This is a genomic window from Ancylobacter sp. TS-1, from assembly GCF_009223885.1.
Lineage (GTDB): Bacteria > Pseudomonadota > Alphaproteobacteria > Rhizobiales > Xanthobacteraceae > Ancylobacter.
Window position 1 is genome coordinate 3,739,237 of the sequence record NZ_CP045144.1, and the last position, 12,121, is coordinate 3,751,357.

Below are 12,121 nucleotides of genomic sequence, written 5' to 3' on the forward strand. Positions count from 1 at the left end.
CATTATTCACGTATGGAAATAATGAGCCGGTAACATGGATCAGATCGCCGCGATGCGCGCCTTTATCCGGGTGGTCGAGGCCGGCACCTTCAGCCGCGCGGCCGACCTGCTGGAAATGCCCAAGCCGACCGTCACCAAGCTGATTCAGCAGCTTGAGGCGCATCTGCGCACGCGGCTGCTGAACCGCACGACCCGCCGCGTCGGGGTGACGCCGGACGGCGCCGCCTATTACGAGCGCGCCGTGGCGCTGATGTCCGACCTCGACGAGATCGACGGCTCGATGGCGCGCTCGCAGGCCAGCCCCTCCGGGCGCCTGCGCGTCGACGTCCCGTCCTCGCTGGCGCTGTATTCGCTGATACCGGCGCTGCCGGACTTCTTCGCCCGCTATCCCGACATCCAGCTCGACCTCGGCGTCACCGACCGGCCGGTCGACCTGCTGGCCGAGAATGTCGACTGCGCCATTCGCGGCGGCGATCTCGTCGACCCGATGCTGATCGCCCGCCGCATCGGCGAGGTGCGCCTGATGCTGTGCGCCTCGCCCACCTATCTCCAGCAGCACGGCATGCCGCAGCACCCGCGCGAACTTCAGGGCGGGCACCGCGTCATCGGCTATTTCAGCGCCCGCACCGGGCGCCGGGTCGCCTTCGACCTGGAGCGCGGCGAGGAGCGCTACGAGCTCGACCTGCCCTATTTCGTGGCGGTGAACGATTCCACCGCCTACCTTGCCGCCGGGCTCGCCGGCATGGGCATCACCCAGACCATCGAGCCCATGGTGATGCCCTATATCGAGAGCGGGGCGCTGGTCCGCGTGCTGCCGGAATGGCACAGCGCGCCCATCGTGCTGCATGTCGTCTATTCGCCCAACCGGCATCTCAGCAGCCGGTTGCGCGTCTTCGTCGACTGGGTGGCCGAGCGCTTCGCCGGCGGCGGGGCCAATCGCCCCGGCCAGGGCGCGCTGGAGCTTCCCGCCCGCTTCTAGTGGCTCACCCCGAGGAACTGCTGGAGCTCCGGCGTCTTCGGGTTGGCGAACACCTCCTCCGGCGGGCCGATCTCGTGCACGCGGCCCTGATGCATGAACACCACGCGCGAGCACACGTCGCGGGCGAAGCGCATCTCATGCGTCACCATCAGCAGCGTCATGCCCTCGCTCGCCAGTTCCTTCACCACGGCGAGCACCTCGCTCACCAGTTCGGGGTCGAGCGCCGAGGTGATCTCGTCGCAGAGCAGCGCGATCGGCTGCATGGCGAGCGCGCGGGCGATGGCCACGCGCTGCTGCTGGCCGCCGGAAAGCTGGTCCGGGTAGGCGTCGAACTTGTGGGCGAGGCCGACCCGCTCCAGCATCGTCTTCGCCATCGCCTCGGCCTCGGCCTTCGGCGTCTTGCGCACCACCATCTGCGAGAGCATCACATTGCGCCCCGCCGTGAGGTGGGGGAACAGGTTGAAGCCCTGGAAGATCATCCCGACCTTCAGCCGCAGCGCCTTGAGGTGCAGCTCGTCCGGCAGCAGCTGGGCGCCGGCGACCGAGATCGAGCCCTCGTCGATGGTCTCCAGCCCGTTGATGCAGCGCAGCAGCGTCGACTTGCCGGAGCCCGACTTGCCGATGATGGCGATCACCTCGCCGGGGGCGACGTCGATATTGATGCCCTTGAGCACTTCGTTGTCGCCGAAGCGCTTCTTCACTTCAGTGATTTCGATGAGCGACATTGAGCTTCCTCTCGAGGATCTGGGAAGAGCGGGACAGCGGCCAGCACAGGCAGAAATAGATGAGGGCGACGAAGCCGTAGACCTTGAACGGCTCGAAGGTGGCGTTGGTCACCATGGTTCCGGCCTTCGACAGCTCGACGAAGCCGATGATCGAGGTCAGCGCCGTGCCCTTCACCACCTGCACGGAAAAGCCGACCGTGGGCGGCACGGCGATGCGCAGCGCCTGCGGCAGGATCACGTGGCGCATCTGCTGGATGTAGCCCATGCCGAGGCTCGACGAGGCCTCCCACTGGCCCCGCGCGATGGACTCGACGCAGCCGCGCCAGATCTCGGTGAGGAAGGCGGCGCTCCACAGGATCAGTGCCAGCCCCGCCGCCAGCCAGGCCGGCACGTCGATGCCGAACAGGCCGAGGCCGAAGAAGGCGAGGAAGAGCTGCATCAGCAGGGGCGTGCCCTGAAACAGCTCGACATAGACCTTCACGAGGGTCGGCCCCAGCCGGCCCTCGCCGATGCGGGCGAACAGCAGCGCCGCGCCGACGAGGCTGCCGCCGATGAAGGAGACGAGGGAGAGGACGACCGTCCAGCGCGCCGCCAGCAGCAGGTTGCGCAGGATGTCCCAGTCGGTGAATTCGCTCATGTCCGTTCCTCACCGTGCCGTGCGTTTGGGAAAGAGCGTCCAGCCGAGGCCGCGCAGGCCCTGCCGCAGCGCGATAGCGAGGGCGAGGTAGATCAGCGTGGCGACGAAATAGGTCTCGAAGGCGCGGAAGGTGCGCGACTGGATGAAGTTCGCCGCGAAGGTCAGGTCCTCCGCCGCGATCTGCGACACTGCCGCCGAGCCCAGCATGACGATGACGATCTGCGACGACAGCGCCGGCCAGATGCGTTGCAGCGCCGGGACCAGCACGACGTACCAGAAGGTCTGGATACGGCTCATGCCGAGGGAGGCCCCGGCCTCGAACTGCCCCTTCGGCGTCGCCTGTATGCCGGCGCGCACGATCTCGCAGCCATAGGCGCCGAGATTGATCACCATGGCGAAGTTGGCCGCCTCCAGCTCGCCGAGTCGCAGGCCCAGCGCCGGCAGGCCGAAGAAGATGAAGAAGAGCTGGATCAGGAACGGTGTGTTGCGGATCAGCTCGACATAGGCGGCGACGACAGGGCGTAGCCAGAGCGGGCCGAGCGCCCGCGCCCAGGCGCAGGCGACGCCCAGCGACACGCCGAGCATCCCGCCGACCAGCGTGAGTTCGAGCGTGATGGCGATGCCCTTGACGAGGACCGGCCAGTAGTCGAGCAGCCAGTCGAAATCGAACGCGTAGGTCATGCCCGTGAACTCCCGCTGGTGAGGGGGAAGGGGAACGCGTGGAACAGGCTCCCCGCAGGGAGAACGCGACGGCCCGGAGGCCGCCTTCTTCCCCCTCTCCCCTCAGGGGAGAGGGTTGGGGGGAGGGGGCTCGCCGTTCCCCGGACAAGCCGCGTGTCGCGCGGCGCCGATCCGGGGGCCAGGAAAAAACGGCAAGGCCTCCGATCCCTTCGGGGAAGCATCCCTTCGGGGAGGCGCCTTAGGCGGAGTCCTGTGCTGGGTCCCGGCTCGGCGCTTCGCCTGCGGCTCCGCCGGGCCGGGACACGGCGACAGGCTCCGCCGTCACAGCTCCGCCGGCAGCTTGGTGCCGAGCCACTTCTCCGAGATGGCGTCGAGCGCGCCGTCCTTCTTCGCGGCGCCGATGATGGCGTCGACCTTGGCGAGTAGCGCCGGCTCGTTCTTGTTGAGGCCGATGTAGCAGGGCGAGTTCTTGATCAGGAACTTGATCTCCGGCTTCTTCGGCGGGTTGCGGGCGAGGATGGCGGCGGCCACCACATTGCCGGTGGCGATCACGTCGACCTGGCCCGAAAGGAAGGCCGAGATGGTGCCGTTATTGTCCTCGTAGCGCTTGATGGTGGTGTCGGCCGGGGCGATCTTGGTCAGTTCAAGATCCTCCACCGCGCCGCGCGTCACGCCGACCGTCTTGCCCGCGAGGCCGGCCGCGTCCTTCACCGCCACGTCGGCCGGGCCGAACACGCCGTTGAAGAAGGGGGCGTAGGCGATCGAGAAGTCGATCACCTTCTCGCGCTCGGCATTCTTGCCGAGCGAGGAGATGACCAGATCGACCTTGCTGGTCTGGAGATAGGGGATGCGGTTGGCGCTGGTGACCGGCACCAGCTCCAGCTTCACGCCGAGCTTCTCGGCGATCAGCTTGGCGACGTCGACATCATAGCCCTTGGGGGCCATGTCGGCGCCGACGCTGCCGAAGGGAGGGAAGTCCTGCGGCACGGCGATGCGGATCACCTTGTTCGCCTCGATGGTGGCGAGGGCGTCGGCGGCGGCGGGCAACGTCATCTGGGTGGCGGCGAGCAGCGCGCCGGCGGCCAGCAGAGCGAGCGGGCGGCCAAAAAGGGAACGACGGTTCATGCGATCAATCCTCCTTGTCCGGCGGAGGGCCGGCTGAGTGGGGGTGGGGGTGGAGATGCGGCACTGAGGGGGCGTTGCCGGCGAAGGTCGACGGCGACAGCAATTCGCGAAGCCCGGCGAGGGGGTCGGGTCGGGCGGTGAGGTCGAGCCCGGCCTCGACCTTGCCGATGTGCTCGTCCATCAGCCGTGCGGCGAGGGAAAGGTCACCCGCCTCCATGGCGGCGACGATGTCCTCGTGGTCGTGGCTGGATTCCTCGGCCTTCTCGGTCGGCTGGTAGAGCATCGAGATAAGCGTGGTGCGCGCGGTGAGGTCGCGGATGATCTCGGTCAGCAGCCGGTTGCCGAGCGCGTCGGCGAGGTGGATGTGGAAGTCGCCGAGCAGGCAGGCGCGGCTATGGACATCGCCGGTCTCGATGGCGCGGCGCTCGATGGCGACATGCTCCTTGAGGCTATGGAGCACGTCGGGCGGCACCTCGCGCACGGTCTGCAGCAGCCCGGTCTCGATCACCCGCCGGGTCTGGAACGCCTCGCGTGCCTCCTCGGCCGAGGGCTCGACCACGTACCAGCCGCGCCGGGCGCTGACCTGCACCACGCCGCGCGTCTCCAGCCGCATCATCGCCTCGCGCACGCGGGTGCGCGAGACGCCGAACAGGTCGGCGAGCTTCTGCTCGCCGAGCCGCGTGCCCGGATTGATGCGGCCGGCGAGGATGGCGGAAAGGATCGCTTCCTCGATATTGGCGGTGGCTGGGTTCATCAGGCCTGCTCACAAACTTGTATACAAGATTGTAAGCAAGCCACGTGCCAACGCCGCGCGGCTGCACGACGTCATCCCCGGGTCAAGCCGGGGGATGACGTCGTATGGGAGGCGATGCCGCCTTGACCGGAGCCAACGAAGCGGTGCGGGGGCGAGAAGGTCGGCCGAAGGTTGCTGGCGGCGTGATAACCGAGGACCGTTGCACCAACAGAACTCCGTCATGGCCGGGCTTGACCCGGCCATCCACGTTTTCCGATGCGCCAAGCGGGAGCCAAACCGTGGATCCCCGGGTCAAGCCCGGGGATGACGTCGTATTGGATTGGGGCGGCCGCGCAGCCCCTGGCGCCCGCATCGCAGGCGAAATGCCGCTTCTTTGACCAGCACGTTGCGCAATAGGCTCGGACACAGGCTGGCTACCTGTATCCGAGCCGAAGAAACTACATGGTGAAATAGAGGTGGATGAGCGCCGCAACTGCGAGCAGGACGCGCGCAACATCCACCACGAGGACCAGTCGGACCATCTCGGTCGCTCCTAATGATGATGTTGTTGTAATGTGCGCGGTCAGCTTCTGATTGCTGAAACTGCTTCTGATCGCAGTCAAACCGGCTAGGACGACTCTTTTGATCGAATCGATCCAAGTCCCTACAACATACATGAAGCAACGAGACGCAGCAATTTACTCTGCCGCTTGCCGCTTATGGCCGAGGCGTTGCGCCAGCTTGTCGACGAGTTCGCCGGCGGCGTCGGCGATGACGGTGCCCGGCGGGTAGATCGCCTCGGCGCCGGCGGCGCGCACGGCGTCATAATCCTGCGGCGGCACCACGCCGCCCACCACCACCATGATGTCCGGCCGGCCCTCGGCGGCGAGCGCGGCCTTCACCTCGGGAACGAGGGTGAGGTGACCGGCGGCGAGCGAGGAGATGCCGATCACATGCACGTCGTTCTCCACCGCCTGCCGGGCGGCTTCCTGCGGCGTGGCGAAAAGCGGGCCGATATCGACGTCGAAGCCGAGATCGGCGAAGGCCGAGGCGATCACCTTCTGGCCGCGGTCGTGCCCGTCCTGGCCGACCTTGGCGACGAGGATGCGCGGGCGCCGACCCTCCTCGTGCTCGAAGGCTTCGACCCGCTCGCGCAGGCGGCCCACCTTGTCGCTCATCGCCCCCGCCTCCCGCCGGTAGACGCCCGAGACCGCGCGGATTTCCGCCCGGTGCCGGCCGAAGACGCGCTCCAGCGCGTCGGAAATCTCGCCCACCGTCGCCTTGGCACGGGCCGCATTGATGGCGAGCGCCAGCAGGTTAGCATTTTCCCGCGCGCCGGCCTCGAGTGCCGCGAGCGCGGCTGCCACCGCCTTGGGGTCGCGCTCCGCCTTCAGCCGCCTGAGCTTGTCGAGCTGGGCGGCGCGCACGGCCGAATTGTCGACCTTGAGCACATCGATGGGCATCTCGCGCGAAGGCCGGTACTTGTTGACGCCGACCACGGTCTGGCGGCCGGAATCGATCCGCGCCTGCGTGATGGCGGCCGCCTCCTCGATGCGCAGCTTCGGGATGCCGGCCTCGATGGCCTTGGCCATGCCGCCCAGTTCCTCCACCTCGGCGATATGGCCGAGCGCCTTGGCGGCGAGGTCGGCGGTCAGCCGCTCGACATAGAAGGAGCCGCCCCACGGGTCGATGGCGCGTGTGGTGCCGCTCTCCTGCTGGAGCACGAGCTGGGTGTTGCGGGCAATGCGGGCGGAGAAGTCGGTCGGCAGCGCCAGCGCCTCGTCGAGCGCGTTGGTGTGCAGCGACTGGGTGTGCCCCTGCGTCGCTGCCATCGCCTCGACCATGGTGCGCATCACGTTGTTGAACACGTCCTGCGCGGTCAGGCTCCAGCCCGAGGTCTGCGAATGGGTGCGCAGCGGCAGCGACTTGGGGTTCTGCGCGCCGAGATCCTTCATCAGCTTGGCCCAGATCAGCCGGGCGGCGCGCAGCTTGGCGACCTCCATGAAGAAATTCATGCCGATCGCCCAGAAGAAGGACAGGCGCGGCGCGAAGGCGTCGATCGGCAGCCCCGCCGCCGCGCCGGCGCGCACATATTCCACGCCGTCGGCGAGCGTGTAGGCGAGTTCGAGATCCTGCGTCGCCCCGGCTTCCTGCATGTGGTAGCCGGAAATCGAGATCGAGTTGAAGCGCGGCATGTGCGCCGAGGTGAAGGCGAAGATGTCGGCGATGATCCGCATCGAGGGCGCCGGCGGGTAGATGTAGGTGTTGCGGACCATGAACTCCTTGAGGATGTCGTTCTGGATGGTCCCGGAAAGCTGGGCCGGCGTCACGCCCTGCTCCTCCGCCGCGACCACATAGAGCGCGAGGATCGGCAGCACCGCGCCGTTCATGGTCATCGACACGCTCATCTGGTCCAGCGGGATGCCGGAGAACAGCGTGCGCATGTCGTAGATGGAATCGATGGCGACGCCCGCCATGCCGACATCGCCGGCCACGCGCGGGTGGTCGCTGTCATAGCCCCGATGGGTGGCGAGATCGAAGGCGACGGACAGGCCCTTCTGCCCCGCCGCGAGGTTGCGGCGATAGAAGGCGTTGGAATCCTCCGCCGTGGAGAAGCCGGCATATTGCCGGATGGTCCAGGGCTGGGTCGCGTACATGGTGGGGTAGGGCCCGCGCAGATAGGGCGCGATGCCCGGAAAGGTGTCGACGAAGCCGAGCCCGGCAATGTCGTCGGGACCGTAGGCGGGCTTCACCGCGATGCGCTCGGGCGTCTCCCAGTCCGGCGCGCCGGCGGCAGGGGCGGCAAGGTGCGGCACGCGCCAGTCAAGGCCGGCGAAGTCGGGAATGCGGCTCATCGGATACCCTCCTGCGGCAAACCCTTCTGGGGGGCGTGAGCCGAAGGGCGCGTCAGCTTCGCCGCGCCACCCACGACCCCGTGCAGTTCTTGCCCGGCGAGACCCACTCGCCCGATGCCGTCTCGCCGCGCACCAGCCCCTTGGCCGCGAGCGTCTCCTCCCCGCGCACCACGCGGATGCGGATGACGCCCAGCGCCGTCACCGAGCCGCTCGCCTCCACCGGCCAGTAGCCGGAATAGCGGATGCGGCCCTCCTCGACGGAGAGCGAGAATTCGTGGCGCTGCGAGCACGGGCCGGTGGCCGGCTCCGCCGCGACGCGCCAGATCCCGTCGTGCAGGCCCTCGGCGCTCCGCGCCGGCAGGCTGGATGCAAGCGCCCCCCACGCCAGCGCGCCGCAAAGGGCGACGTTCAGCGTTTTCATGATTTTTCCCTACAGTGGATGCGGCTTCACAGCCGCCTGTAGGGAAACGGGCGGGCGCGCTCATGGTTCCGTCCTCGCGGGGAGGCCGAGGCGGGCATGGGCCTCGTCGAGCAGCGCGAGCAGGTCGCCGCCAGCCGACAGATAGGCCTCGATCCCGGCCGCGCGCCACGCCGCCTCATGTTCGCCGGGGCGGCCGGCGAGGTAGATCGCCTGCGCTCCGGCGTTCTTAAGCGCGCGCACGGCCTCTTCGGCCCGGGCGGCATAGATATCGTCCGAGGAGCACAGGCAGGCGAGCTTCGCCCCGGAGGACGTGAAGGCCGCCGCCAGCGCGGTCGTGTCGGTGAAGCCGTCATTGGTCGGCGCGGTGAGCCCGCCGGCCTCGAAGGCGGCGCGGGCGAAGCTGGCGCGGGGCGTGAAGTCGGCCGGCGTGCCGAGGCTGGCGAGGAACACGGAAGGCGCGGGGCTCGCTGCGGCGGCGGCCGCGCGCAACTGCTCGAACGGTTCGGCGAGGCGCCGGGGGACCAGCGGTTCGGCCAGCAGCGCGCCTTCCGACGGGGCGGACATGGCGGCGCGGCGGGCCGGCGCCAGCACGGCGGGCACGCCTTCGCCGAGCAGCGGGAATTCCGAAGTGCCGGTGATCGGCTGCCGGCGGGTCGCGATATCCTTCGCCCGCGCCGCGCGGGCGGCGGTGAGGCGCGCCTGCCAACTGCCGGAGGTCAGCGCCTCCACCATGCCGCCCTCGCGCTCGATCTGGCGGAAGAGGTCCCACGCGGCGGCGGCCAGCGTCTCGGTGCGCTCCTCGATGGCGCCGGCGCCGGCGGAAGGATCGGCGACGCGGTGGATGTTGGATTCTTCGATCAGGATGACCTGCGTGTTGCGGGCGAGCCGGCGCGCGTCGGCGTCGGGCAGGCCGAGCGCCTGGGTGAAGGGCAGCACGGTGAGGCTGTCGGCCCCGCCCACCCCGGCGGCGAAGGCGGCCAGCGTGCCGCGCAGCAGGTTCACATAGGGGTCGTGCCGGGTCAGCGAGCGCCAGGCGGTTTCCATGTGGATCGCCAGCGGCACGGGCGCCGCGCCGCAGGCCGCCAGCGCCGCCGCCCAGAGCTGGCGGAAGGCGCGGGGCTTGGCCTGCGTGCCGAACTGGTCGACATCGGCGGTCAGCGTCACCTCGATGGCGCCGGCCGCCTCCTCCAGCGAAAGCCCCGCCGCGTCCAGCGCCCTGAGATAGGCGATGGCGGTGGCGAGCACGGCGGCGAGTTCCTGCGCGTCGGTGGCCCCGGCGCCGTGGTGCAGCCGCCCGTCGGCGCGCACCATCGGCGCCCTGAGGCCGCGCGAGCGCAGCGCGCCGACCGTCTGGCCGAGCCGGGCGGCGAGCGCCTCCCACTCGATGGGGGCAGCGCCGAGAGCGGCGAAGTCGCCGATGGGATCGAGCCCGAAGCGCAGGTCGAGCGTCGCCGGGTCGGTCGCCTCGAACAGCCGGGCCAGCGCCAGCGCGATGTCGCGGCCCTGGAACTGGCCGGCTTCCACCCGCAATGTGACGAGTTCCGGCAGCACGCCCTTGAGCGTCGCCACCAGTTCCTCATGGCGCAGCTTCAGGCCGAAGCCGCCGGCGAACGGGGCCGAGGCGAAGACCAGCGTGGCCGCGTCGGCGCCGCCGTCGAGGTCTTCGAGCAACTGCGCGTTGGCGCTGGCCGGGTCGTCATGGTCGATGCGGGCGACGATCTTCCACGGCGCCCCGGCCGGGCGGCCGGCGATGGGCGCGCCCGCGCGCCGCCGCTCGGGCAGCGCGTCGAGCACGAGGCCGTCGGCGGTACGGGTGAGCATGCGCTTGTCGTAGGCGCCGCCCTTCAGCACGCCCTCGACCAGCTTCAGCCAGTCCGCGCGCGTCGCGGCGGGGAAGGCGGCGAGATCGATATCGAGGTCCGGCTGGTCCATCACCCGCTCTCCCGGTCAGGCGAATTCGAGGATCACGGCGTCGACCGCGAGGCTGTCGCCGGCCTTGGCGAGCACCTTGGCGACGGTGGCGTCGCGCTCGGCGCGCAGCACGTTCTCCATCTTCATTGCCTCGACCACGGCGAGCGCCTCGCCGGCCTTCACCTCCTGCCCCGCGGTGACGGCGATCGAGACCACCAGCCCCGGCATCGGGCACAGGAGCTGCTTGCCCGCGCCCGCCTGTTCCTTGACCGGCATCAGCGCGGCGAGCGCTGCCTCGCGCCTGGTGTAGACGAGGGCGTCCGCCGCCACGCCGCGATGGGCCAGCGCCACGCCGTTGAGGCGCGGGCGCACCTGCACCGCGATGGCCTCGTCGTCGAACACGCCGTTCCACACCGGCTCGCCGGGCTTCCAGCCCGAGCGCAGCTCATGGGTTCCGGCCGGGCGGCCCTCGCTGTCGAGGAAGGTGACGATGAAGCCGCCGGCCGTGCGGTCGACCTCGCAGGGCAGGGCGCGGTCGCCGAGCCGCACCACGCGCTGGTGCTCGAACACGACCGGACGCCCGGCGAGCTGGCCGGAAATCCTGCGCTTCCTCGCATTGCTCACATTGTCGATCACCGCCGCGACCGCCGCCAGCCTGCGGGCCAGCCCCTCGCTCGGCGCGGTGGCGTGGAAGCCGTCCGGGTATTCCTCGGCGATGAAGCCGGTGGAGAGGCGCCCGGCCCGCCAGCGCTCATGCGTCATCAGCGCCGAGAGGAAGGGAATGTTGTGCTGGATGCCGTCGATGGCGAAGGCGTCGAGCGCGTCCGCCTGCGCCTCGATGGCCTCCTCGCGGGTCGGCGCGTGGGTGATCAGCTTGGCGATCATCGGGTCGTAATAGAGCGAGATTTCCCCGCCCTCATAGACGCCGGTGTCGTTGCGCACGGTGACGGCGTTGGTCACGCCTTCCGCTGGCGGGCGGTAGCGGGTGAGCCGGCCGATGGAGGGCAGGAAGCTGCGATAGGGGTCCTCGGCATAGACGCGGCTCTCCACCGCCCAGCCGTTCAGCTTCACGTCCTCCTGCGCGATGGCGAGCTTTTCGCCGGCCGCGACGCGGATCATCTGCTCGACGAGATCGATGCCGGTGACCAGTTCCGTCACCGGATGCTCCACCTGAAGGCGGGTGTTCATCTCGAGGAAGTAGAACGACTTGTCCTGCCCGGCGACGAATTCCACCGTACCGGCGCTGTCGTAGTTCACGGCCTTGGCCAGCGCGACGGCCTGCTCGCCCATCTTCCGGCGGGTGGCCTCGTCGAGCAGCGGCGAGGGGGCTTCCTCGACGACCTTCTGGTTGCGGCGCTGGATCGAGCATTCGCGCTCGCCGAGATAGACGACGTTGCCGTGCTTGTCGCCGAGCACCTGAATCTCGATATGGCGCGGCTGGACGATGAACTTCTCGACGAACACGCGGTCGTCGCCGAAGGAGGAGCGCGCCTCCGAGCGGGCGCGCTCGAACCCGTCCTCGACCTCGTCGCGCGAATGGGCGATGCGCATGCCCTTGCCGCCGCCACCGGCGCTGGCCTTGATCATCACCGGATAGCCGATCTCGTCGGCGATCTTCGCCGCGTGGCCGGCATCCTCGATCACGCCGAGATAGCCCGGCACGGTCGAGACATTCGCGGCGGCCGCGGCCTTCTTGGACTCGATCTTGTCGCCCATCGCCTCGATGGCCCCCGGATTGGGGCCGATGAAGACGAGGCCGGCTTCCTTCAGGGCCTGCGCAAAGCTCGCCCGCTCGGAGAGGAAGCCGTAGCCGGGGTGGACCGCCTGCGCGCCGGTGGCCTTGGCCGCCTCGATGATCTTCTCGGCGACGAGGTAGGACTGCGCGGCCGGGGCAGCGCCGATATGCACCGCCACGTCGGCCATCTCCACATGCAGTGCGTCCTTGTCGGCGTCGGAATAGACCGCGACCGTCTTGATGCCCATCTTGCGCGCGGTCTTGATGACCCGGCAGGCGATCTCGCCACGGTTGGCGATGAGGATCTTGGAGAACATTG

General features: G+C 69.2%; 10 protein-coding genes. 1 reads left to right on the plus strand and 9 read right to left on the minus strand.

Annotation, left to right across the window (positions count from 1 at the left end; genetic code table 11):
• Positions 1–34: 34 nt before the first annotated feature.
• The gene (locus GBB76_RS17620) at positions 35–979 is read left to right on the plus strand and encodes a LysR family transcriptional regulator (RefSeq protein ID WP_152304506.1); all 945 of its coding nucleotides are present in this window, start codon (positions 35–37) and stop codon (positions 977–979) included.
• Here the strand turns inward: GBB76_RS17620 and GBB76_RS17625 are convergent.
• From GBB76_RS17625 to GBB76_RS17665, 9 genes are all read right to left on the minus strand, one after another.
• On the minus strand, positions 976–1,704 hold the full coding sequence (locus GBB76_RS17625) for an amino acid ABC transporter ATP-binding protein (RefSeq protein ID WP_152304507.1): 729 nt from the start codon (positions 1,702–1,704) through the stop codon (positions 976–978). The genes GBB76_RS17620 and GBB76_RS17625 overlap by 4 nt on opposite strands.
• A complete protein-coding gene (locus tag GBB76_RS17630) occupies positions 1,682–2,341 on the minus strand; it encodes an amino acid ABC transporter permease (RefSeq protein ID WP_152304508.1) in 660 nt (219 codons plus the stop codon). The genes GBB76_RS17625 and GBB76_RS17630 overlap by 23 nt, the downstream gene beginning before the upstream one ends.
• 9 nt (positions 2,342–2,350) lie before the next feature.
• The gene (locus tag GBB76_RS17635; protein ID WP_152304509.1) at positions 2,351–3,022 is read right to left on the minus strand and encodes an amino acid ABC transporter permease; all 672 of its coding nucleotides are present in this window, start codon (positions 3,020–3,022) and stop codon (positions 2,351–2,353) included.
• A 321-nt stretch (positions 3,023–3,343) separates the two neighbouring features.
• On the minus strand, positions 3,344–4,147 hold the full coding sequence (locus GBB76_RS17640) for a transporter substrate-binding domain-containing protein (RefSeq protein WP_152304510.1): 804 nt from the start codon (positions 4,145–4,147) through the stop codon (positions 3,344–3,346).
• 4 nt (positions 4,148–4,151) lie between these two features.
• Positions 4,152–4,901 carry a GntR family transcriptional regulator gene (locus GBB76_RS17645; RefSeq protein WP_152304511.1) on the minus strand — a complete coding sequence of 250 codons (750 nt, stop codon included), beginning with the start codon at positions 4,899–4,901 and terminating at the stop codon, positions 4,152–4,154.
• Positions 4,902–5,578: 677 nt separating this feature from the next.
• On the minus strand, positions 5,579–7,735 hold the full coding sequence (gene scpA, locus GBB76_RS17650; protein ID WP_152304512.1) for a methylmalonyl-CoA mutase: 2,157 nt from the start codon (positions 7,733–7,735) through the stop codon (positions 5,579–5,581).
• Between the two features lie 52 nt (positions 7,736–7,787).
• Positions 7,788–8,156: a hypothetical protein gene (locus tag GBB76_RS17655; RefSeq protein WP_152304513.1), complete on the minus strand. Its 369-nt coding sequence runs from the start codon at positions 8,154–8,156 to the stop codon at positions 7,788–7,790.
• A 60-nt stretch (positions 8,157–8,216) separates the two neighbouring features.
• Positions 8,217–10,088 carry a methylmalonyl-CoA mutase family protein gene (locus GBB76_RS17660; protein WP_152304514.1) on the minus strand — a complete coding sequence of 624 codons (1,872 nt, stop codon included), beginning with the start codon at positions 10,086–10,088 and terminating at the stop codon, positions 8,217–8,219.
• A 15-nt stretch (positions 10,089–10,103) separates the two neighbouring features.
• Entirely contained in the window at positions 10,104–12,119 is a 2,016-nt protein-coding gene (locus GBB76_RS17665; protein ID WP_152304515.1) for an acetyl/propionyl/methylcrotonyl-CoA carboxylase subunit alpha, read from the minus strand.
• Positions 12,120–12,121: the final 2 nt, after the last annotated feature.